The organism is Rhodanobacter glycinis (assembly GCF_006438785.1).
In the GTDB taxonomy this organism is placed as follows: domain Bacteria; phylum Pseudomonadota; class Gammaproteobacteria; order Xanthomonadales; family Rhodanobacteraceae; genus Rhodanobacter; species Rhodanobacter glycinis_A.
In genome coordinates this window covers 906385-929651 of the sequence record NZ_RCZB01000001.1, presented here as the reverse complement: position 1 = coordinate 929651, position 23267 = coordinate 906385, and the positions used below count along the sequence as shown (strand labels likewise).

General features: G+C 60.2%; 18 protein-coding genes and 2 pseudogenes. 11 read left to right on the top strand and 9 right to left on the bottom strand.

Features of this window, described 5'->3' with window-relative positions:
* Positions 1 to 198 precede the first annotated feature (198 nt).
* Genes lexA through EAH75_RS04590 form a run of 4 tightly spaced genes read left to right on the top strand, consistent with a single transcriptional unit; the run spans position 199 to position 5926 of the window.
* Complete coding sequence (lexA, locus tag EAH75_RS04605; protein WP_140804516.1) at positions 199 to 819, top strand: transcriptional repressor LexA; 621 nt, start codon at positions 199 to 201, stop codon at positions 817 to 819.
* On the top strand, positions 819 to 1442 hold the full coding sequence (imuA, locus tag EAH75_RS04600; RefSeq protein WP_140804514.1) for a translesion DNA synthesis-associated protein ImuA: 624 nt from the start codon (positions 819 to 821) through the stop codon (positions 1440 to 1442). The genes lexA and imuA overlap by 1 nt, the downstream gene beginning before the upstream one ends.
* A 12-nt stretch (positions 1443 to 1454) precedes the next feature.
* Positions 1455 to 2858, top strand: coding sequence for a Y-family DNA polymerase (locus EAH75_RS04595; RefSeq protein WP_140804512.1), 1404 nt, complete (start codon positions 1455 to 1457; stop codon positions 2856 to 2858).
* On the top strand, positions 2855 to 5926 hold the full coding sequence (locus EAH75_RS04590; protein ID WP_140804510.1) for an error-prone DNA polymerase: 3072 nt from the start codon (positions 2855 to 2857) through the stop codon (positions 5924 to 5926). Before EAH75_RS04595 ends, EAH75_RS04590 begins: the two co-directional genes overlap by 4 nt.
* A gap of 99 nt (positions 5927 to 6025) precedes the next feature.
* Here EAH75_RS04590 and EAH75_RS04585 read toward each other — a convergent pair whose 3' ends face one another.
* The 4 genes and pseudogenes from EAH75_RS04585 to EAH75_RS04575 form a co-directional block, all read right to left on the bottom strand.
* Entirely contained in the window at positions 6026 to 6364 is a 339-nt protein-coding gene (locus EAH75_RS04585) for an H-NS family nucleoid-associated regulatory protein (RefSeq protein ID WP_241668887.1), read from the bottom strand.
* A 246-nt stretch (positions 6365 to 6610) separates the two neighbouring features.
* Positions 6611 to 6739: pseudogene (locus EAH75_RS20130) on the bottom strand (IS4 family transposase); the annotation flags it as partial.
* 27 nt (positions 6740 to 6766) lie between these two features.
* Positions 6767 to 6976 (bottom strand): annotated as a pseudogene (locus tag EAH75_RS19885) (IS5/IS1182 family transposase); the annotation flags it as partial.
* 40 nt (positions 6977 to 7016) lie between these two features.
* The gene (locus EAH75_RS04575) at positions 7017 to 10433 is read right to left on the bottom strand and encodes a P-loop NTPase fold protein (protein WP_161596286.1); all 3417 of its coding nucleotides are present in this window, start codon (positions 10431 to 10433) and stop codon (positions 7017 to 7019) included.
* Positions 10434 to 10770: 337 nt separating this feature from the next.
* Between EAH75_RS04575 and EAH75_RS04570 the strand changes: the two genes are divergently transcribed.
* The 6 genes from EAH75_RS04570 (at position 10771) to EAH75_RS04545 (ending at position 16785) form a co-directional block, all read left to right on the top strand.
* On the top strand, positions 10771 to 13233 hold the full coding sequence (locus EAH75_RS04570; protein ID WP_140804506.1) for a DUF4238 domain-containing protein: 2463 nt from the start codon (positions 10771 to 10773) through the stop codon (positions 13231 to 13233).
* A gap of 567 nt (positions 13234 to 13800) precedes the next feature.
* Complete coding sequence (locus EAH75_RS04565) at positions 13801 to 14748, top strand: hypothetical protein (protein WP_140804504.1); 948 nt, start codon at positions 13801 to 13803, stop codon at positions 14746 to 14748.
* A complete protein-coding gene (locus EAH75_RS04560) occupies positions 14738 to 15058 on the top strand; it encodes an STAS-like domain-containing protein (RefSeq protein WP_140804502.1) in 321 nt (106 codons plus the stop codon). The genes EAH75_RS04565 and EAH75_RS04560 overlap by 11 nt, the downstream gene beginning before the upstream one ends.
* Before the next feature lie 206 nt (positions 15059 to 15264).
* Positions 15265 to 15636, top strand: a complete 372-nt coding sequence (locus EAH75_RS04555; protein ID WP_140804500.1) for a hypothetical protein — start codon at positions 15265 to 15267, stop codon at positions 15634 to 15636.
* Between the two features lie 81 nt (positions 15637 to 15717).
* A complete protein-coding gene (locus EAH75_RS04550) occupies positions 15718 to 16077 on the top strand; it encodes a hypothetical protein (protein WP_140804498.1) in 360 nt (119 codons plus the stop codon).
* Between the two features lie 270 nt (positions 16078 to 16347).
* A complete protein-coding gene (locus tag EAH75_RS04545; protein ID WP_140804496.1) occupies positions 16348 to 16785 on the top strand; it encodes an HIT family protein in 438 nt (145 codons plus the stop codon).
* A 250-nt stretch (positions 16786 to 17035) separates the two neighbouring features.
* Here EAH75_RS04545 and EAH75_RS04540 read toward each other — a convergent pair whose 3' ends face one another.
* From EAH75_RS04540 to EAH75_RS04525, 4 genes are all read right to left on the bottom strand, one after another.
* Positions 17036 to 17593 (bottom strand): TIR domain-containing protein, encoded by a 558-nt coding sequence (locus tag EAH75_RS04540; RefSeq protein ID WP_140804494.1) that lies wholly within the window; start codon positions 17591 to 17593, stop codon positions 17036 to 17038.
* The gene (locus tag EAH75_RS04535) at positions 17593 to 18360 is read right to left on the bottom strand and encodes a macro domain-containing protein (protein WP_206666196.1); all 768 of its coding nucleotides are present in this window, start codon (positions 18358 to 18360) and stop codon (positions 17593 to 17595) included. The genes EAH75_RS04540 and EAH75_RS04535 overlap by 1 nt, the downstream gene beginning before the upstream one ends.
* A 197-nt stretch (positions 18361 to 18557) precedes the next feature.
* Positions 18558 to 19400, bottom strand: a complete 843-nt coding sequence (locus EAH75_RS04530; protein WP_140804492.1) for a hypothetical protein — start codon at positions 19398 to 19400, stop codon at positions 18558 to 18560.
* A 347-nt stretch (positions 19401 to 19747) separates the two neighbouring features.
* Entirely contained in the window at positions 19748 to 20836 is a 1089-nt protein-coding gene (locus EAH75_RS04525) for a site-specific integrase (protein ID WP_140804490.1), read from the bottom strand.
* A gap of 105 nt (positions 20837 to 20941) precedes the next feature.
* On the opposite strand from EAH75_RS04525, the gene EAH75_RS04520 reads away from it, so the two are divergent.
* On the top strand, positions 20942 to 21874 hold the full coding sequence (locus EAH75_RS04520) for a DNA-binding protein (protein WP_140804488.1): 933 nt from the start codon (positions 20942 to 20944) through the stop codon (positions 21872 to 21874).
* Between the two features lie 222 nt (positions 21875 to 22096).
* Here EAH75_RS04520 and EAH75_RS04515 read toward each other — a convergent pair whose 3' ends face one another.
* Complete coding sequence (locus EAH75_RS04515) at positions 22097 to 22711, bottom strand: hypothetical protein (protein ID WP_140804486.1); 615 nt, start codon at positions 22709 to 22711, stop codon at positions 22097 to 22099.
* Between the last annotated feature and the right edge of the window lie 556 nt (positions 22712 to 23267).

Sequence of the window (23267 nt, the reverse complement as noted above, 5' to 3'; positions counted from 1 at the left end):
GCGCCATCTCATGCCGTGAGACCTCGACCCGCGAGGCTGAGTCCGAAGCCGGTCATCGAATACGGATACGGTTGATGTCGTAAGCCGTTGATCCGTCGTAATTGCCGAACGCAGCGAGTTCCTTTTGCCGCCATTTTCGCCTAAATAGGCGAAACTGATACTTCCATTTTCGCCCATTTAGGCGAAAACTCGTGACCTATGACTATTCAGATCACTTCCCGTCAATCGAACATTCTTGCATTCATCCGTGCGTCGATCGAACGCGATGGCGAAGCGCCCACGCTCGAAGAAATTGGCGCGGGTTTGGAGATCGGGCAGGTGAGCTCCGTGCTGAAGCATCTGCGTTCGCTGGAAGCCAAAGGTCGTCTGATCATCGAGCCCAACCGACCGCGTGGCATCCGACTGGTGCGTGAAGTCGACCCCCTGGATGCAGACACGCTGGATCTGCCGCTGATCGGTCGCATTGCGGCCGGTGAGCCATTGTTTTCGGAGTCACGGGTCGATCGCAGCGTGCGCGTGTCTCGTTCGTTTTTCCGGTTGCGACCGGACTTCTTGGTGAAGGTGGTGGGCGATTCGATGAGCGGGGAAGGCATCTTGAATGGCGATCTGGTGGCGGTGCACGCCACGCCGGTGGCCCGCCACGGCCAAGTGGTGGCTGCGCGTGTGGACGGCGACCGTTTCACGATCAAGCGTCTTCACTGGAAAGGCGATGTGATCCGGTTGATGCCCAACAGTCCGGGCTTCAAACCCATCGACGTGGATCCCACCGAAGACTTCGCGATTGAAGGTCTGTTTGCAGGCCTGCTGCGGGGCAGCTGATGAACGCCGTGGTTCCACTTTCCGCCTTGCTCGATGCCCGTCAGGTCTGGCGTGGTCGAGCTCCCGAGGTGCCAGTCGGTGACCAACCCACCGGTTGGCGTGCACTCGATGCCATGCTGCCTGCAGGCGGTTGGCCCGAGGCTTCGCTGTCCGAGATCCTGTTGCCCGTCGATGGGGTGGGCGAACTTCGCCTCGTACTGCCCACACTCGCACGGTTGACCCAAGGCCAGCGCAACGTCGTGATCGTGTCGCCGCCGTATGCGCCTTGTGTCGCCGGCTGGCGCCAGCAAGGCCTCGATATGCGTCGCGTAGAAATCGTGGATGCCGGCGAGAAGGATGTGCTCTGGGCCACTGAGCAGTGCCTGCGATCGGGAAGCTGCGCCGCCGTGTTGGCGTGGCCGCATCACGCCGACGATCGCGCCTTGCGTCGCCTGCAGGTGGCCGCAGTCACAGGCCAGGCCCTCGCTTTCGTGTTCCGTGATCGCTCCCACCTTTCTAACGCATCGCCGGCCGCGCTGCGTCTAGAATTGGAAGCCCCGCCACGTCCGCAAATCTGGGTGCGCAAATGCCGAGGCGGCGCCGTGCCTGCCCAGGCGATCCCGTTGCCACGTGTCGTCCATTGATGGCGTGCAGACATGCTTTGGGCCTGCATCACTTTGCCAAGTCTGGCGCTGGACGGGATTCTCCGACGCCGGCCCACGGACGATCCGTTGGTGCTCATCGACGGACCGGTCAACGCACGGACGATCGTTTCTGCCAATGATGCCGCCCGAGCGGCAGGCTTGCATGTCGGGCAGCGGCTGAGCGCGGCGCAAGCGCTGCTGTCGCACTTCGAAGCCATCCCGTATGACCGCGAGTCGGTAGCGCGGTGGCTCCGGTTCCTGGCTGCTGTGGCATACCGCTACAGCTCCGAAGTCAGCTTGCTGCCGCATGCGATCGTGCTGGAAGTCAGCAAGAGCATGGGCCTGTTCGGACCGTGGCCGCGGCTTGAATCCATGTTGCGCGCCGACTTCACCGACCTGGGATTCCGTCACCGCATGGCGGCAGCGCCGACGGCCCATGCCGCGCATGTGCTGACCACGGTTTCCGACGGGCAAGCAGTGCTCTCCATCGACACGTTGCGCAACGCCTTGCAGCGGGTGCCGATCGCGAAGAGCCGCTTGCCCGCAAATGCCATCGCCGCGTTGCCGAGCATGGGCATCCGCACGTTAGGCCAAGTCCTGGCGTTGCCACGCGATGGGTTGCGTCGACGCTTCGGTGCAGAACTGCTGGCGTCGCTAGATCGCCTGACCGGCGACCTGCCCTCAGGCTTGGAACTGTATCGGCCGCCGGACACGTTCGACCTTCGCATCGAGTTGCTCCATGAAGTCGAGAACCAATCCGCGCTGATCTTCCCCGTGAGGCGCATGGTCGATGATTTGGCGGCGTATCTCGCCGGACGCGATGGCGGCGTGCAGCGCTTCCTGCTGCGCCTGGAGCATCGCGAGGGTCGCTTCACGGATGTGTCGGTCGGGCTGCTGGCATCGGAGCGCGATGGCGCCCTGTTGTTCGAGTTCGCACGGGGCCGGCTGGAACACGTGACGCTGCCTGAGCCGGTGCTGGCATTGCGCCTGATCGCCCGCGATCTGCCGGCGTTCGTGCCCGCGGGGCGGGATCTGTTCGATGAGCGACCGGCGAATGCGTTGCCGATCGAGCAGCTGCGCGAACGACTGCGCGCGCGATTAGGCGATGGCGCGGTCTATCGGCTGGGGAGCACGCAGGATCCCCGGCCCGAACGTGCGCAGCGCGAGGCCACGCATGATGAAGTGCCGATCGAGCCGCACCCGCGCCCCACGTGGCTGCTTCAAAGGCCCATTCCGTTGCGCGGTGGCAACCCGATCATTCTGGCCGGTCCAGAGCGCGTGGAAACCGGCTGGTGGGATGGGGGCGAAGTCTGTCGTGACTACTACGTCATCGAAACTTCCTTGGGGCAGGAGGCCTGGGCGTTTTGCGCGCCCGATGAGCAGACCGGCTGGATGATCCACGGGTGGTTCGCATGACGGCCTATGCGGAGCTCCATTGCCTCTCGAACTTCTCCTTCGGCCGTGGGTCATCCAGTGCGCGCGAACTGTTTGAGCGTGCGAAGACCTGTGGATACGCGGCCCTGGCGGTCACCGACGAATGCTCACTGGCCGGCATCGTCCGCGCGCTGGAAGCCTCACGTGAAACAGGCGTGCCGTTGATCGTCGGATCGGAGATCCAGCTCGCCGACGGCCCGAAGATCGTCGTGCTGTGCGAAACGAAGGCCGGCTACACGTCGTTGTGTGGCCTCATCACCACGGGGCGCCGTGCCTCAGAAAAGGGCACCTACCGCCTGACGCGTGCCGACCTGGCCACCGGCTTGCCGGGCACGTTGGTCCTATGGGCTCCCGACCTGACTGTCGACATGGCTCACGGTCGCTGGGTGCAGCAGACATTCGGCGATCGCGCCTGGCTAGCCGTCGAGCTGCATCGCGGACCGAACGATGCTCGGCGAGTGCGTGAGTTGGAGGCAATCGGCCGGGAGGTCGGCCTGCCTCTGGTAGCAGCGGGCGACGTGCATATGCACATCCGACGCAGGCTGGCCTTGCAGCACATCCTTACTGCGATCCGACACCGCGTACCCATCGCCGAGGCTGGCGGATTGATTGCGCGCAATGGTGAGCGGCACCTGCGCCGCCGCCATGTGCTGGCCAAACTCTACCCCGAGACCTTGCTCGAAGAGAGCGCACGGATCGCTGCAAGATGCACCTTCACGCTCGACGAGCTGCGCTATCGCTATCCGGCTGAGCTCGTGCCGGATGGCCACACCGCAACCAGCTGGTTGCGTCAGCTGACAGAGGACGGCGCGCGGTGGCGCTGGCCCGAGGGTGTGCCGGAGAAAGTGCACAAGCAGATCGAGCACGAACTGGGGCTAATCGAGGCGCTTCGCTACGAATCCTATTTCCTCACCGTGCACGACATCGTGCGCTTCGCGCGTAGCCAGAACATCCTGTGTCAGGGCAGGGGATCCGCTGCGAACTCGTCGGTGTGCTTCGCCCTCGGCGTGACCGAGGTCGACCCGATGAAGATGAGCCTGCTCGTCGAACGGTTCATCTCGAAAGAGCGCAACGAGCCGCCGGACATCGACATCGACTTCGAGCACGAGCGTCGTGAAGAGGTCATTCAATACATCTATCGCAAATACGGGCGGGAGCGTGCTGCCCTGGCGGCTACCGTCATCTGCTACCGCGGCAAGAGCGCCGTGCGTGACGTGGCCAAGGCCATGGGACTGCCGCTGGATCAAGTCGATCAGTTGAGCCAGGTGTTCGCTTGGTGGGACGGTGAGGAGTCACTCGCCGAGCGGTTGCGCGAGCGTGGTTTCGATCCCGAGAGTGCGGTCATCCGACGCATCCTCAAACTGACGGCGGAGATCCTGGATATGCCGCGACACCTGTCGCAGCACGTTGGTGGATTCGTGATCGCCGATGCGCCCCTGAGCGAATTGGTACCGGTGGAGAACGCCGCGATGCCCGATCGCACGATCATCCAGTGGGACAAGGATGACCTCGACACGATGAACCTGTTAAAGGTCGATTGTCTGGCCCTGGGCATGCTCACGTGTGTGCAGAAATGTCTGAACATGCTGCGCAACCAGCGAGGACAGGACTACTCGATGGCCACCTTGCCATCGGAAGATCCCGTCACCTACGCCATGATCCAGCGGGCGGACACGGTGGGTGTGTTCCAGATCGAGTCACGCGCCCAGATGGCCATGCTGCCGCGGCACCGCCCGGAGAACTTCTTCGACCTGGTGGTGCAAGTGGCGATCGTTCGGCCAGGTCCTATCCAGGGCGACATGGTGCACCCGTATCTTCGGCGACGAAGGAAAGAAGAGCCCGTCGACTATCCGTCCGAAGAATTGAAGGAGGTGTTCGAGCGCACGCTGGGTGTGCCGCTGTTCCAAGAGCAGGTGATGAAGCTGGCGATGATCGCCGCTGGTTACACGGCAGGCGAAGCGGATGGACTTCGGCGCGACATGGCCGCATGGAAGCGGCGTGGTGGATTGGAGAAGCACCGCGAACGCATCCTGACCGGCATGACCGATCGCGGCTACACCACGGCCTTTGCCGAGAAGCTGTTCGAGCAGATCAAAGGCTTCGGAAGCTATGGTTTTCCTGAGAGCCATGCAGCCAGTTTCGCCGGCATCGTCTATGCAAGCTGCTGGTTGAAGTGTCACGAGCCGGCAGCCTTCGCCTGCGCGTTGTTGAACAGCCAGCCCATGGGCTTCTATGCGCCGAGCCAGATCGTGCAGGATGCCCGACGTCATGACATCGACGTTTTTCCGATCGACGTTCAGTGCAGCGATTGGGACAACACGCTCATTACCCGGGAAGAAGAAGCGCCGGCGATCCAGCTTGGTTTGCGCCAGGTGCGCGGCTTCAGTGAAGAGGCCGCACAGCGGATCATGGCAGCCCGCGCGCAATGCCCGTTCGCCGACATCGCGGACCTCTGCGCGCGAGCGGCCGTGGACAAGCGCCATCAAGACTTGCTGGCGCAGGCCAGCGCGTTACGGGGACTGTCGCGGCACCGATATCACGCACACTGGGAGATCGCCGGTGTGGAGAAGCAGCTGCCGCTCTTCGGCAACGTCAGTCCAGTAGAGATCGAGGTGACGTTGCCGAAACCGACGCAGGCCGAGGACACGCTCGCGGACTACGCACGGACGGGCCTCACGCTAGGGGCCCATCCCATGGCCCAGATCAGAGATCGATTACGCGCAGCGCGATGCACCGATTCACGGACTCTGCGCAAACGGCCGCATAACAGCTATGCGCGTGTGGCTGGCATGGTCACAATGCGTCAGCGGCCGCAAACGGCCAGCGGGGTGACGTTTCTGACGATGGAAGACGAACACGGCATGATCAACGTCATCATCTGGTGCGATGTCGCCGAAACCCACCGGCGCGTGTTGCTGGAATCGGAGCTGCTGGGAATCGACGGACGTTGGGAGGCTGTCGATGGCGTATGTCATTTGATTGCCAGTCGCCTGCTCGACATGAGCGAGCTACTCGGTGGGCTGGACGTGCGGTCGCGCGATTTTCATTGATACATCCCGGGCTTGGCTGTTGATAACAGCCAAGAACGATCCACAACCCACAAAAAAGGCACCCCGAAGGGTGCCCTGGTTTCTCAAATTCGGTATTTCTTAGGCCTTCTTGGCGGGAGCCTTCTTGGCCTTTTTCACCGCTGCCTTTTTGGCCGGCACAGCTTTCTTTGCCACAGCACCACCAATCAGCAGGCTCTGAGCAGTGACGGCGCGTTTCTTGAGCGCTTCAGAGAACCACGCCGGCTGTCGACCACGGCCAGACCAAGTCTCACCGCTGACGGGGTTGCGGTACTTCGGAGCAACCACGCCTTTCTTCCCAGTAGGCTTCTTGCCACCGCGGGTCGGATAGACCTCATTGATAGACAGGCCAGCAGACTTGAGCACTGCATCAATCTTTTCGCGAACTGAGCGAACTTGATTCGAGTACGCTTCTTGCATCTGCGCGTTCGCGCCAGCGATCAGGGCTTGGAGTTCTTTTGGCAGACAGTGCTTTCAGATCGATTGCCATTGATTGGCCTCTTCATAATTGGTCAGATTAATTAGGATAACACCTTACTTCTTAACGAGTTTGGCCTTTTCAGCTTTGGCTGAAGTCAAGTCGCGCAAATATCTAAGCCTGTCGATCTGTCGATTTATTCCATCCGATCATTAAAGCTTGCGACCGTTCGTTGAGCTTGGTGTGGGGGGTACCTCGACGGGTTTGAGATACGTCGTGTTGCGCAAGCGTCCTAGCCACTGCCAGCCCATCGCCTCGACGACTCGGAACCAAGGCCCATGGAAGCCGGCATCGGTCACCAGAATCGGGCGCACGTCCCATCCGCACCGTTTACGCGGTGCCTAGTCCGCACCGAGCGTGGCGCCGCGTTTCACCTCGGCAGCGGTCAGCAGATCCAGTGCACCGTCGCGTTCACCGGTGCCGCTGGCGTGGCGCACGTCCACGGCCACCAACAGGCCGTTACGGTTTTCCATCAGGGCATTGGCCAGATAGCTCAGCTTGGCCTCCTTGCCTTTGCCCTTGCGGATCAGGCGTGCGTCCGGGTCGGTGACCGCGACGATGCGTCGTAGTTTCTCAACAGCCTGTTAGACGCATTCAGAATGAAGGGGCGCCTTTGTCTTGGTCTGGCTCCGAAAGGTGTTTCTCCTGTTGTTCGGCAGCGAGCTCAATTCCCCAACTCGCACCAAGCACCGTTGCGAGACCTACTTCCGTGGCCGTGGCACTCCGTGCAAGCCCGTTAACCCACTCACCGATCACTTGCCTGGTGTCATCCGAACTGCCTTTGAAGAGCGGTGCAAGTGCAGCGGCCTGCGTCATCAAGTAGGTTTCTGCTTCAGGCTGCGCTTTGAATACCGCATAGATCCGCCGAATGAAGTCGTCAGCTTTGTCGACGAAGCGCCCATCTTCAATCAACGCGGGGCCGCCTGCCGTGAGCACGGGCTGCAATGGCGTCGCGGGGTCGACTGTCAGAATGCGGTCGCGAAGGGTCTTGAGAAGCGTTCGGCGGTTCGCGTCAGGCAGGAGAAAAGCCAGGAAAAACCACCGTGCAAGCCATTCTGGCGAGGGTGATGCAAAGGTTGTTTCCATGGTCCGGGTCAGCGGGACTGCGAGCGCGGGAAGCTCAAGGCGACCGAGGTCGTGGAGCTTGTAAAGCTCAATGGCAGCGGTGGCATCGTTCGGGCCCGCAATGGCAGCTGTCCAGGTCTCTTCAGGTACCTTGCCAAGGATAGAAGCCAAAGTTGTGAACGCCTGCGGGGCGAACGTTGGATCCGCGCTCAGCTGACGGAGAAGAGTGACCGAGACGCTGTCCACAGGACGTGCCGCAATGGCTGTCCAGAACGAGGCTTGTTCGGCCATCAAGCGCGACAGTGCAGTGGACTCCTGCTCAGCGAACACCGACACCAGCAAGGCAAATTTGGCGAAGTGGTCGTCAACGGTAAAGTCTGAAACTTCGCCAGTTTCGATGGATCTCGCAAGGGTCGGGTGGAGGACGAAGCGAGTGGCTGATGCCGCATGGACAATGTTCAAGAGCGCGCCAAAAGTCATCCGCTCCGGTCCGGCAAAGTCAGCGAGGGCCTGCGTGACAAGGAGTGAAAACTGGTCAGGGGAGGGCAGTTTGAGCGCCGGGCGCGCTGACGGGAACATGCCCGGGTTGTTCAAGAGCAGCAACACGCTGGCCCTTGCATAAATGAGCAGGGTGTCTAGGGTCCAGGCATCATTGACGATCTCGAGCAGGCGATTGCTCGACACAAGCTGGCTGATATGTTCAATAGCCGCCTTGTTGCCCGCGCGAGCTGCCAGGCCAAGCGCGAGGAGCGCTGTCTCAGAACCAGGCCCGACCGGGTTTCCAAGACGTGTGGCAACTGCGTCAATGTAGGCCCTGTCTTGTTCACCATAACGCGTCTGAAGGACAGCCCTAAATCTGGCTTCAGTTCGCTCTGCGTCGAGAAGGTTAAGATCGGTGGCGAGCACGCCAAAGATGGCGCCGCTTTCCGCATCAGTCGATAGCCGCGCCAAGACCTGTGGATGTGAACTGCAAAGCTCGGCCACCCGGGCGAGCGTTTCCGGCGGGTTGGGAATGACTAGGGAGTCAACGCCCTCCACAAGGTCCGGGAAGCGCGCATCGATTTCGTTGAAAAACACCCCAAGGGATTCGGCATTGGATGCCTCGGCAGCAGTGACGGCATCGATAGTGTGCGAAAGAGTCGACACGAGTACTTTTTTCTTCTGTTCGAGCAGCTCTCCGCGCTCAATCAGGTGCAGGCTGGCCGAGCGCAATGGCTCGCCAAACATGTTCCACCGGCTTGTCTTGATGAACGCTTGCTGCAGCAGCGCCCACTCCTCCGCATGGTGACTCTTCAAGGCCGGCGAAGCGTCCTGGAGGTGGTTGATACAGGCAACCACACCTTCAGTGGCAACACTGTCTGGGCTTTGCAGCTGTTGCACGAAACGACGAAAAACAGGGTCAAAGCCTGGAGACTCCATCAGCTTGCCAAGTTCTCCCTTCTTTTCGCTGGCCAGGGCTGCCCGGATGGGGCCCTCAAGCAACACCTGGTAGGCGACCTTTGGCGGAACCCCAAAGTGCAGCGCCGCAATGGACCGCTGCCAGTTTGCATCATGCTGGTCAATGGACGCCTGGGGTGTCGCGATTTGCATCATCAAACCATCATCGATACGCCTTTGGAAAACGCAGTAATAGGCCACCGAAACGAAGCTGACGTCTTCCATTTTCCACTGCCGCCAGGTCACCGCAATCGTGTTGAGGATGGAGTTGATGCGACGCGGTGTAACGGGAATACCTGTTGGAATGAAATAAGCGTCCAGAAAATCAGTCGTGCGACGAGTCCAGCTGTCTTCGAGATCGGTCCCAAAAAGATGGACCATCTGTGACTTGACGTAATCCTGCCATCCGGTGAGCACAGGACGGGTCACCCGGAAGGTCAAATCAAAGGTCTTTTCCATGAACGCGGCCGTCCGGCTCATCTCGCCTGATTCCTCCACACCGTCCTTGTAGATGTTGCGCAGTGCCGTCTCGTCAAAAGGTAGCACCACGGTCGGCAGCTCGTACAAGGGAGGGTCGCCAGCAGACGATTTACCGAGGAAAAAGCTCCGGATAGTCGCCCACATTTCCAGAGCATCCTCGGCTGGGAGCCGGTCGAGGTTGTCGATGACAAAGACAAATCTCCGCGCTGGCTTGCCGACCTCGTGCATGATGGTGCGAAGCAGGTTCTGGAACTCGATCGCCGTCGGAATCGGGTCCCGCGTGATGCGATTGAGATGGTTGGTAACATCTTTACTCATGAACATCGCAAGGACCGACTTGCCCTTCATCTCATCACGGTGCTCCGTGAGGTTTTCCTTGTTCCAGAACTTCTGGCTGAACACTTTTTTCCAGGGTCGCCAGCTCAGATAAATCCGTCCAGCAACCACCAGGGGTGCGGCAAGAAACGCGAGTCCGAATAGCGAAATGATGCCTGTTGACAAGGATGGCCAGAATCCTTCCAGTTTCAGTGCACTTTCAATGGTGGACTTCATCAGCAGGGATAGGCCGATGGGGGCCAGAAGCAATGAGATAAAGACGCTGGCCCCTTCCTTGGTCAATAAGGGTGTCTTGGTGATTTCCGTCACTTCGATGCGGCCATTGAGGCGGTCGAGTTCTTCCTTCCAGCTTTTTTCGGTACCAAGTTTCGAATCAATCAGGAAGTGGATAAAGCCCTCGGGGAAGGCCCTGCGCGGTGGGTCGCTCTGGTGAAGCCACGCGTCGTAGGTAAACACGTAGCTTTCAATGTCCTTATGATCTTTGAGGTTGCGCTCGAAAAAGCGCACCACCGTCGACTTACCGCTGCCCCAGGGCCCAACCAACCCGATGACGCCGAGGGCTGGATTGATGAGCACAGCGTCGGCCATGCCCCGGGCAATCCGGTCGTGACTGCCAAACTGGTCCGCGTCTGCAGGCAGATCGCGGAGGTAGGTGTAGGTACCCGGTGTTGCCGGTGGCGTCCCTGCGCTCATGGTTAAGTCCCCTTGTTGGTGGCCTGAGCCTACGCGCCATCGCCCCCTCGTGCCAGCGCCCACAACCATCCAAGTGGCGCGCTCGAGCCTTGACGAACAAGGCTGGAATGCTGATCGCGGTGCCTATGCTTATCCTAACGCTCAATCGATTCTGGCTAAGAAGCAGATGACAATGAATAGCCCGTGTTATCGGGGGGTAGGGTGTCGACTACCGACCCAAGCGGTCGTCCTCGTAATGCAAACTGAGAAGCCGACTATTTTCACTCTTCCGGCAGCTATCCCGTATCGTGGGTAGGTTGGCAATGGGGCAGTGAAGTCGCGTCGGAGGCGCAAACCCATGGTTCGAGGCATCCGTCCGTCGTGCTCACCTCAAGGTCCGTCGCGCCAGAACCACTACGTGCCCGAATGGTACCAAGCCGGGTTTGGTGTCAATGGTGCCGATAACTGGCTGCTCAATCTCTTGCCGTCCGGCCGTCGGCCCGACGGCCGCCCAATCGTATTCGTGCCGCGCCAGCGACCGCCCAAGGCGTGCTTTTGGGAGCGGGACCTGTACATCACGCGCTTCGGCGAACAGCTCAACGACCAGATCGAAACGGTGCTGTTCCAGGACATCGACGACTTCGGCGCGGCGGCGGTGCGCGCCTTTCTCAGTGGCGATCCGGTTCAGGTGCACAGACAGTACGAGGCGCTTTTCGCGTACCTCGGGGCGCAGAAGTTGCGCACCCCAAAGGGCCTAGACTGGATCCGAAGCCGGTATCCAGCGTTGTCGCAGGTCGAACTCATGGTGGAGTTGCAACACCTTCGCCAGATGTTCGGCACCTTGTGGGCAGAGTCCGTTCGCGAGATCGTGTCGGCAGAGGACGCCGGGGTGAAATTCCTCGTGACGGATCACCCGCTCACAACTTTCAATGTCGCCTTGTCCGACAAGGCGCCGCAACTGGCCTATCCGCACGACGCGCCAATCGCATGGAACGGCACCCAAACTCTGTTCCCGCTCGACGCCAACCATTTGTTGATCCTGACGCATGTTTCTTATGCCAAGGCGCCGGACGACGTCGTGCTCGCGGCCAGGCGCGTCAATGCACGCCACTTCGGCGACACCTTGATGCGCACCGACGCCCTGATTCGATCGCGCCGCCTGGACACCGGCCAAGTGACGGCCATCAACGCTTGGCTCAAATCACGGGCCAGCCGCTACATCGCGGCAGGGCGTGCCGAGTGGCTATATCCCGAACGGAAGCATCCGGTCGAACGCGCGGAGCTCGCAAAAATGCTGCGGCCGCCCGAGGGCGAATTGTGGCATTTCGGCGGCGAAATCCACATCGGCTACGCGGACGGCACTTTCGGCTATCGGGACGAATTCGGGCGCACGTCGAAAGACCACGAGTTTGTCGCCAAGGACGCGCCGGCCGCCCCGCCGGCCGCGGAGGCCCCCTGTCCTTGCGGCAGTGGCGAGTCGTACCGCGCGTGCTGCCTGGACCGCGCCGCATGGGAGCGCCCACCTTGGGATGTGATGAGTCTGCGCGAACGCAACCTGGCGTTCGTTCGCGCGCTGACGGGCGTGCTCGGCTTGGACCAGGCGACCCCATGGGTCTCGGTGCAGCGCGGGCTTTCGGAGGAACAAGTCGCGCGCCTCCATCGCATTGCGCAGTATCTATGGCCAGAAAGCACAGACTTGGCAGAACTGCTTCCCCGCCCGGCGGCGGGTCGAACGCGCGCTGTGTACATGGGGCCGTCTGATCCAAGGACCGTTGCCATGAGCGTAATTAGCCTAGTGCCGCTATTCGATCAGGTCCTGGTGATGGACCCATTCCTGACCCCACGCAACCTGCGTCCAGAGTACAGCCCCGTCACAACCCCCGGTGCGCATAAGCAGCAGCTGTTGAAGAACGCGATATTTTGGCTCACGCTCGCGCCGCTGATCGACGCGGGCAAGGTTGTGGTATTCCCCGATCCGGGCGATGTAAGCCCGCAGTTTCAGAATGCGATGCGCACCATGGCGGAGCAACGGACCGCTGAGTGGCAGATGGACCCGAAGGACCTCGACGAGCTTCGTTGGCTTGGGCGCGACGACTTCGAGCGATCATTGCTGGTGTTGCACGACGAAGCGCTTCGGTCGATGTTCAAGGACGCATCGCCGGGGCTGTCCGATGTGCAGGTGCAGGGCGTCATCGATGAAGTACGCCAGCAAGGCGAACGAGACCCCTTCGCACTTCTGCAGATCCTGGCCTTTGGTGAGCGCGGTGCGCAGCACCATGTCATGCGCTGTACCAACCTGGAGTTGGCACTATTCATCGCGCAACTGACAGAAGCGGTGATCGTGACCGATGTTCGCGCGCTCTGGACCCATTTACACCTGCACACTCGGGCGACGCTCGCCTCGGGTGAAGCCACCCAAGCATCCCATGAACCCCTGCGCTTTCGCACGTCCTTATACCCCTTGGATGCACTGACTATCGCCGCGCAATCACCCGCCCAGGCAGTCCATGACGCCATGCGCGACCTGAAGATGGCAGCCGAGAAGCGCGCGGATGATGCGACGACACGTGCTCGTACCGAGGTGCTCCAGGCAACTTTGGGGGAACTGTGTCCAGATTCGGACTGCTTGGTGCACCCCGAGCTGCAAACGACGATGACCTTGACCCCGTCGATCCCGCCTTATGGCTTTGAGTCGCCGACAGCGCAGCGGTTGGTCGTAGGCTTTGGGCGTGATGACGTGCCGGTGTCCCTCGGGCTGGCATTTTTCCGCCAGACCGACAAGTGTGATGTTGCTGAGGCGCCGGAGGCTGCGACGGAATAGAACGCTGTTGAACGGCCATCGCAAGGATTGGTATGAAATTAGTCATACTCTGTCGACAGCGGGGGCGGGCGCGCAGTGAGATCACGAGGAAACGTAGTTGAAACTGGGTGCGCCACAGGATTCGGAAAGATGCATCTGGCTGCCCGAGTGTCTACAAAACTCGGGCAAATCCACGCGACGCCCTGCGGTTAGCCTGTGTTATCGGGGAAAGGGGCGGGGCCGATTCCACCCATTACTGCCGGTCGTCGTGGATGGATGTCAGCTGGATCTTCGCCGTCTACCAGGCTGAGACTTCTCAAATCGAGGCTCAGATTGGCGCGATGATCGAGCGATAAGGTCGGTAGTCGGCCTATTCAGCCGGCCCCGGAGCCCTTCTACGGTTTTGCCTTCCAGCGGTCATATAGAATGCAAACCTGTCGTTGCAGCTGCTGGAACGTGGGGGACATGGGCAGAAAGGGAAATCTGCGGCGCTGGAAGGCGAAGCGCATCGGGGCGAAGCGACTTCGCAAGAGTCTCAAGCGGCTCCGAGTGTCACGGCGGACGCCTGAGACTCTGGGAAGAGTCTTCGTGAGCACCGACGGTGTCTCGGGCATCTACATGCCAGAGTTGATTTCACTTTCGGATCAAGCCCTGCATGAGACGCTTGCTTGGGCCATGGCTAGCCTCCGCTCGGCGTTCACTTCTGGCGCCCGCGAAGTCCGAGTGGATTTTGGCTACACCACCGGACTGCACGCTGAGGGCATGCTCCTCGTTTACGCGGAGCTGACGAGGCTCATCGACGCATTTCCGGAGATACAAGTCTCGTGCGTTCCGAGTAGGGTGGCAAAAGTCGATCAAGCGCTACAACATCTTGGGGTCTATGGCATGTTGGGACACAAGAGCCCAGTTGCTCCAGAGCTTCCGGATGCTGTGAACTGGCGCGTGGCGCAGGGTGCTAACGTGGACGGCCCGAAAATGGGTGAGCTGATCGAGGAGATTGGGCGACTATCCAGTGAAACGGCGAGCAGGTTGTTTCGGAGCGTCACTGAAGCCGTGACCAACGTAACCCACCACAGCGATCTCGCGAAGCGCTTGGATGGGTTAGAATTGGAGCCCACCAAGGAATGGTGGATGTTCTGCCGGCCTGAAAAACACTCTCTCTATGTGGCGGTTTGCGACCTGGGCATCGGTATCCCCAGGTCATTGCCACGTACTCATCCTGAGATCTGGGCGGATGTCCTATATCGGATGTTTGGCGACCGGCGTATGACAGATGGCCGAATGATCAAGGCGGCGCTTCGAATGCGCCGGACGAGGACTGAGGAAGAGCACCGCGGCATGGGATTCTCCGACATTACGCGGGTGTTGGAGGAGGTTGATGGAAGTCGACTTCGCGTATACAGCAATCGCGGTAGCCTCCAGTACTCAAACCCTTCATTGATGCCGGCGATACACATCCACAACTTTAAGTATTCGATACTCGGCACAATATTGGTGTGGAGCTTCCCATTTCGGGACGATCAACATGTCAGGTGAGAAAGTCGTGGACGTTGCCAGAGACTTCAGCAGGTTCCCAGCTGGTCGCTTTAAGGAAGATGGTCCTTTCAGCGGGCAAGCGTTTAGGGATGAGGTGCTTCTACCTCGCCTGCGACAGAACCAAGAGGCCCTAACCATTGAGCTAGATGGCGCGCTTGGCTACGGCTCGTCGTTTTTGGAGGAGGCTTTTGGTGGCCTCGTGCGTCTTTGTGGCTTCAAGGCCGCCGACCTCCTGCAACGCCTGAATCTGCGCTCGGTCGATGACTCCCTTGTCCGCGAGATTCGCAGTTACATCACGCGAGCTGTCTGAGGGTGTGGTCCACATTAGGGTGGCTCATAGCTTGGCTCACCGTAATTATCGGCTGGGTCGTCGTAAGCGACCAACAAAATCACCGGGAACTGAGGAAGGATAGATCGACGCGACTGACGGATCTGAGGGCGGAGATCGCGGGCGTTGAACAAGATGCGATCGCTTTCCACACCGCGGACACATGCGATCGCGAAAAGGCCCTCGCTTTGATCCGCCGTCTGTCACATCTCACGCGCGAGATCGCTCTGCTTCGCCGCTGCGAGTACTTGAACGACGACTGCGGTGAAGCCAGAGTCCTGTTTCGGCAAGCGTGCACGGGCGAGAACTTCGACCTCAATGACGCTACCTTCGTGAAGCAGCATACGGAGTCGCCGGTTGTGGGCTCCATCATGGCTGCGCGTGATGGATTGGAGGAATTGGTTATTGATTCTCTTACGCACACGCTGACGGTGAACAAGTCGGTCTGGGCGTCGGTGGGAACCGGCTATGACTATGTGAGGAGTCGGACCGTGCCCTTGTGGCGTCGACTGGTCGGTCCACCCGCATATCGCGGCGAAGAAAGCGAAGAGGACACGTGAGAGGAGGAGGGTGGTTCGAGTCCTCAAGGGGGAATCGTGCCTTGGCTTTCCGCTATGCTGCCAGCTGGATTCGGGGGAATCATGCGAGCAGGGACGTACTACGCTATTGCCGTGTTGCTCGTGCTCGCGACGGTGCCGATGTATCGCTACATCTTCGCTCACGCTCGTGACGGGACGGCCGGCATGGAGGCTGCTCGATCGAGTGAACCGCTCCCTTCGCCTCGGATCGACGTTGCTTCTCTTCGCCGGCCCGTGGAGTTGCCCGGGTTTAAGGTTCATTACCTGTACGGCGAAGCATTGCCCGATGGCTATAAGTGTTCCGGCGCAGGCGGTACCGTCTATCGAATGAGTGCACGTGACGGCGTGACCGAGCTGGAAGTGCTCAAGGTTGGCGGTGTCGTGGTCACCTGCAACGGCGATCGACGTTCCAGCATTCGGTAATCGGCTGCTAAAACTGCGTGAGTTGTCGGCGGCTTGTTTCGCGGCGTTCCCAGTCGCATGCCTGCACCAGGTTACGCATGGTGTGTTCCGGGACCCTGATGGACCGAAATAGGCTTTGTCATGGACCAGTGGCCAAAAGCCATAGGCGTAGACTGGGGCCTGCCGTCACGGTCAATTGGCGCTTTGCGGCATGTTGATCGCGAGCATGCATTGCAGGCTGGCAGGCATGATAGGGGCGACCATTTCTCGCCCACAAGGAAGCCCTTAAAGATGTCCATCGAGATGCCGCATGCCGACCGTTGCGCCTTTTGCGACTACCTCAGCGGCAAGCGGCCATACACAATTCTTCTCACCACCTCTCTTTCGGCGGTGCTCGTGACCCGGGAGCAGCGAGGCGTCGGACACTCGCTGGTGATTCCCCGCGCGCACCGGGATACCATCTTGAACGTGACCGAGGAAGAGGCGGCGGACCTCGGGGTTCTAGTCATGCGTATGGCGCGGGTCATTGATGCTACGTATAACCGGCCAGGCATCACGGTATGGCAAAACAACGGAATGCCGGCACATCAGTCGATTGGTCATGCGCACTTTCACGTGGCCGGTACAGTAGCCGGCGGCGGGACAAGGTGGGGCAGAGTCGATGAGCTATCGATAGCGCAGACCGATGCCATCGCTCGGGAGTTGCGGCACGGCCTCAAGAACATTTGAATCAGAAAACTCTAGGGAGCCTGGGAAGACGACTGAAACGGAGTAGTGTTGTTCCTACGTTAGAATCATCCGCAGCTCGCGCCGTCATAGGGCACGATTCATCATCATCAGTGGGGGGAAGCCGAGCATAAGCTGACAATGTATGTTCCGCTGGCACGGAAGGGCGCGCCTCCGCGGTCGGTGGAGCAGCGGCAATGCCAGTGCCTTATCGCGAATCCTGCCCGGCCGGCAAATAGGTCAAGCAGCGGAGTCAGCCGGGATACCCAAAGTTGCGGTACGCCTCCGTGTTGTAGATGCCTAAGCCGCCTCCTCGTGGGAGGGCGTCGTGGCCGAACTGGCCGATGGCGTCGAGCAACGCCTTTTTGTTGAACGGGATGTGGATGACGTGGGCCGTGTTGTTCCTGATACGGCTTTCGAGCGCGGGCGGCCAGTATTGGCTGAAACTGGTGGGCATATATATTGGCGCCGTGACCTTGGTGTAGGTAGCGATGATGGGAATTCGATAGTCATCAACCGCCTTTACAATCTCGAATGGCACCCAGTCGGTGTCGGCCTTGGTCGTGGGTCCGAGGATAAGGACCATGTTCTTCGAGTTTCGCAGGCGCTCAAGGAGAGAGCGGCGCAGAGTCTCCTTGGCGCTCGTATCCCGGATCTGACCGGTCTTCTCGTGGCTGTTGACGAGGGGAAATTCCCTGTTGAGCTCTGCCCACGCCTTCATCAGGTTGTAGTAATCAATGTCGGAATTCCCGCCCGGAATGTTCGTGCCGTTGGCGTGAAAGGCGATGTAGGTGCCGTTGCGGTAGGCCATTACTGCACGCTCCAGTATTTCTTGACGTCACGAAGATCCACCGCGTCCTTGCGGTCGTCGTAAAGAACAATGCGGATGCGGCCTGCAACCCGCTTTGCCTTTGTCGCGGTAATGATGGACAAGATGAGTGCGTTCAATGCTTCCCGGGTCGGAAGATCGACCCCCGACTGACCGGTGCCAACGAGAGGAACATTGACGGTCTCGCCGTTTGATTCAGCGCGCGCACGATGCCAGGCGGCAGCAAGTGCGACAAACATTTGCGGGACGTCGGCGGTCGCCTTGTGGTCGATGGGGTCCGATTTAGCTAGGGCAAAGAGGAGGTACCGCTCTTTGGCAGCCTCGACCATCGCGGTGGTGCCGACGGGATACACCTTGTCCTTGCCCTGTGCTGTGGTGATGACCGAAAAGGATGTCTTTGCAAGTTCGGCGTCTACGCTTCGGTCGAACGCGTCCGGGTGACCACCGAACCCGCGTTCGATAAGTTGGCCGTGGAGGGATTTCGGAGCAACCGGTTTGCCAAGTTTGCTGTCGAAGTAATCGTTGACCGGGATGAGGCGAATGCCGTCCTGGTCGAAGAGGTTTCCGAAACACACCTCGATAGTGGAATCCGTGGTGGCGACCTTCCATGAGACACTGGTGGGCTTTCTTAATCGCCACAGCCCGATAAGCAGACCGATAACACCGATGGCGATACTGACCGAGACGTTATCCAGCCAAGTCTTGGTGAACGGCAGGACAAACGTGACCGTCTTGCTGATGCCGAACAACGAACTGTATGCGGTGAAAACAATGCCACCCCTCTTCGTCCACTTTCCCATCCCGCCTCGCCCCTATCGATGTTGTTGTTCCCAAGGGTTGTTGTGCCTCGCGCGCAACGCCCCCCTGACGCATGACCCGCTCCTATCAGCTCGCAAGATGCGTGTTGCCTAGAAAGTTCTCAAGTCATAAGGACCGCTTTTTTGGATCAACGACCGCCCAAGAGTCTGGGGTTAGGATCGGGAACCCGCTCATAGAGGATGTCGAGTGCCATGGCGCCGACCAGGGAGTCTCCCAGAGTCTCGCGAGCCTTGCGCACGTCGACCTGCCACGCGCCAAGGTCGACAACGCCTATGCTGGCGAGGTGGGCCACGGGCGCTTTGTAATTGACGTGCATTTCAAGGCTCGCGCTATCCATCGTGATGTGCTCACGCTGTGCCGTTTTCTTTGCGAAACGCGGTCGTGACAAAGGGTTGCGGCGAATCAGGCGACTGGTGTTGAGCTCGTGGTAAATCCAGGGCGAGGCTGTTTTCTCCTCAGCCCTCTCCTTAGCATCCTTGACCTCGATGGACTCAGGCGTATTGAGAAAAATGATGCACTCGCAGCGATCGATGACCTCACTCAGCGACGCGGCGAGCATCATATGCACGTGACTGGTTGAGTAGTTCCGCTTTTTGTACTCGTATCGATAATCGCTGCCAAGTTCGGACCGGCAATAAAGCTCGTCGAATTCCTTGAGGAGGCCATCGGCGCTGCTCCACACGAAAGAGTCGACGAACGGCGTGAGGCCAAGCTCCTTGTGCAGATAGCCCGCGAAGCCATGCGCGAGCCCAAGGTCATTGTGTGAGTGCGAAATAAACACGTTGGCGTCGACCTGCTGGAACCAGTCCTGCATTATCTTGTCGCCATCAATGGCGTCACTGCCGCTCAACTTGGCGAGGCTTGGCTCAAGCTTTGGCCAGCGCTTCTTCATGAATTGCTCGCCCGTGGCGCGGTATGCCTCGAACTGCGTCAGTTCGCGGTCGAGAGAAAGGTTGAATCCCCTGTACATGTACGCTCCCTAGCAATCAATTTGGACGGCTCAGAATCCGTCGACCCGTCAGAATGGCGCGCACGCGCTTGCACGCCCATTCTCCCGGTGTGTATCCGCTTATCGGTTCTTCAAGCAAAACACTCGACCGGGTGCGCCGGACAGAGTGCCGGCACTACTCCTCTCAAAATTCAGCGGAAATAGTACTAGGCACAATTCAATCATGACCGATATATGCGACGGCTACTGCTTTTGGTCATGAAGGCCCTGGGACGACGGAATAGCCAAGACCGATAGAATGCAGACAATATTGCGTTCGGGCTATGGAGGAGATCGCTTCATCCGGGACCCGCGCTCTAATGCTTCACCTAAGATTCGTCGAGGAGGTGCGCTGCCGGGTTGTCCGCCGCGCTGCCCGTGTGAAAATACCCCATGACGCTGGACACTGCTCGGTGCTCCGTCATCGCCATGATCGCCGGCAACGAGACGCCCTGGCGGCTGGCCTCGGTCACGAACCCCGAACGCAGGCTGTGCCCGCCAAAGTCCCCCTCCAGACCCGCGAGCCTCGCCCGGCGCTGCACGATCTCGCCTACCGCAGCTGGGGAGAGTGCAGGGCCGACCCGCTGCTTCCACAGCCGCCGAAACATCGACCCCTCGGTGATCCCCGCGGCACTCAGCCAGGCCTCCAAGGCTTGCGCGGCCCGATCGAGAATGGGCTTGTCCGGCGTCGAGGAGGCGGTCACGCCGGCCTGCTGCGTCTTGCTGTGCTCCAGCCGGTAGATATAACCCTGCGGGCCGATCCGGCGCAGATCGCGCAGATCCGCCGCGGCGATCTCGCTGCGCCGGCGGCCACCGCTGGCGAAGCCGAAGCAGAGCAGGGCGCGGTCACGAATCCCTTCGAGGGTGTCATCGCAGGTCGCCAGCATCGTCTCGAGTTCCGCCAGGGTGATCGCGGTCTTCTTGCGCGGCCGCACGCCGCGTTTCACGGCCGCCCGGGCGGCGCGGCTGAGCACCGTGCGGATTGCCGGCTGCTCGCACGGGTTCGGCACCTGCTTGAGCCGATGCGCGGTCGACAGCACCGCGACCCGATGACGGACCGTCGCCAGCGTCCAAGGGCCGAGCTTGGCCTTGAGGCCGGCGGCCACCAGCGTCCGATCGACCGCCGGCGGCAGCTCCCAGGCGAGTTCGCCTTCGGCCGAGCGACGGACGACGTGGTCGACAACGAACTGCAGCACGGTCGCTTCCGGCACCGGCAGGTTGAATTCCACGCCGTAACGCGCCGCGTGCCAGCCGGCCCAGTAGCGAAGGGCGCTGGCGTAGCTGCGGGTGGTGTTGGCGGCGGCGGCTTCCGCCAGCAGTTCGCGCACGGCATCGGCGGCTTGCTGCGCCAGCTGGATCGGCAGAGTCAGGCTGGAACCCGGCTGGGCGAGGGTAGGAATCAGAGAATTATCTTTCATAGTATGTAATGTATACTACAGAATAGGGCGCCTAGCCACGATAATCATCACTTATCACCAGTACGTCAACCAGCGGGCAGGGCGCCAATCAGGGAGACACCAGCAATGGCCAGAGGCATCACCCAAGACCAGGTCAGCGCCGCGGCCGACGCGCTCGTGACCGCCGGCGAGCGGCCGACGGTCGAGAAAATTCGGGCGCAGCTCGGCACGGGCTCGCCCAATACGGTGACCCGCATGTTGGACACCTGGCGTGGCGCGCTCGCCACACGACTGAGCCAAGTGCTCGTGTTGCCCGAGCTGCCGGCCGACGTGGGGCAGGCGTTTACCGAGGTTTGGCGCCTCGCCATGGCCCAGGCGGGTTCGCTGGCTCAGACTGCACTCGCTCACGAGCAGAACGCCCTGCTGGCCGCGCAATCGTCGCTCACGCAAGAACGCAAGCTCTGGGACATCGCGCTCGCCGAAGCCCAGGGGCAGGCACAGAGCGCGGATCAGGCCCGTGAGGTGGCTGAAACGCGACTGGCGGATATCCAACGTCTCGTCGAGCAACAGGCCGGCCAACTGGCGGAGCTCCTGCAACAACGCGATGGGTTGCAACAGCGTGTGGAGCAACTCGGCGAGGCGTTCGAGGCGCACAAAAGTGCGGTGACCTCCGAACGGGAAGCCCAAGCGACCCATGTCCGCGCCGTCGAGGATCGCGCGCACACGGAAATCGATCGGGCCCGGGAAGAAACCAAGACGCTCCGGGCGACGCTGCGACAGAAGGAACGCGAAGCCTCGGCAGTCGCCGCACGGCTGGAAACGGCCGTGGCGTCGGCCCGTGCCGCCGAGCACTTGGCCACCGAACACCGAGCTCGCGCAAACGCCCTGGAGCAGCAACTGACACGAATGGACGGTCTTCCCGCCGCCTTGCTCGCGGCTCAGCAGGCGCTGCAGGCGGCAACCCTGCGTGAAGCGGCGTTACGCACTAAATTGGAGAGCCCCAAGGTGAAGCCATCGGGTACTAGAAAGAAACGAGATCCGCCTGGAGCCCGCCGGTAGCCTATCGCCGTCCAGCAGGAATTAGCACGCTTTTGCTCTTCTTGCTAATTTTAGCTAGGTTCAGCTAATTCTTCAGAACCAATCACTTATGATTGGTTGTCGATGAAAGGCTTGAGGCCAAGTCACCGAGCGAGTGCCCACTTATTTGCGCGACTTTGCTTGAGCACACGATATGACCACCGGATTTCCGAGGCGGTTTGTTAGATGTACATCGTTGGTTGGTCAGCGACTATTAGGCTGGTACCGCTGACCCTCAATGTCACGGTCAGACCGCGCCATGGCCGCCATTTTGCTAGCGAGCTCGATCACGGCCTGTGGGTCCTCAGCAAAAACGTCGGCCGGGTTACGGGCCTGTGCATCCCGGCGCGTCGCGGTCTCGATCCACTGACTGATCATTGCCAATGCGCCTTCAGGGCTGCCATGCAGGGCATGATCGACGCCGAGAGGGTACGCCGTTGCGAACGCGTTCGCTCTACGACTCAACGAGCGGAAAGGCTGGTACAACCAATAAGTGCGTCGCCAACCGTTAGGGTCGGACCGGGGTGTCCAATCCGGATGCTCGGCCATCACGGCGAGCAGCTCTTGCACCTCGGGGCGGATGGAACCGTCGGCAGCAAACTGAAAGTCAGGATGACGGTATGTATGCTGGACGTCGTCCCAGACCCCAAGCAAGCGCCCACCTTCCCGGGCATCCTTCGCCCACTGACCGGCGTTGCTGGGGTTCTTGGTGGCGCGCTTCCCAGCCTCGATTGACGTGGGCCAGCCGAAGGCAAGCAGCCTGACTCGGCGAGCTTCGGCCGGGTTCCCCCGTGAATCAGTAGCAGCGAGCTCGGTCATAGCTGTGTACTTCTAGGGTCAGCAACCAAGTGTATTCAAGGTGGGCGACGGCAAATCGATTCGTTGAGGCTCCAAGATAAAGCCTACGCCCGGGAAGAAAAAGCGAGTCGCGGCTGGAACGTCCCATATTGTCAATCAATTTGGCCCAGATTTCGTGGCCACATTCAGCAACTGAAAATGATATTCGGTCGGAGAGCGGGCAAAGTGTGACGGAGTAACAAAGCCAGTTGGCGCCACATAACGGAAACAGTTGTTCCGGCTTAATTCGCGGCGGTTTGTTAGCGACGACGGCGAGAATGAGGCACATCGTTGGTCGATCAGCGACTATGCGGCAGTTTGTTGGCTGCTAGGAGGCGGGTTTTTAGTTGCTGCTGGGGCAGTTCGTCGTCGTTAGACAGTCGTCAGCAGGGCGAGAGTGTTCTAGTTATTTGCGCAGCTACCGATCCTCTATAATTTCGCATAATGTATATTATGTAAAATGTTAGGTTCTACATTAAGAACATCACATAACAGTTTGATTTATCGGCAACAAACCGGCTTGTTGTGGGTCCACTAC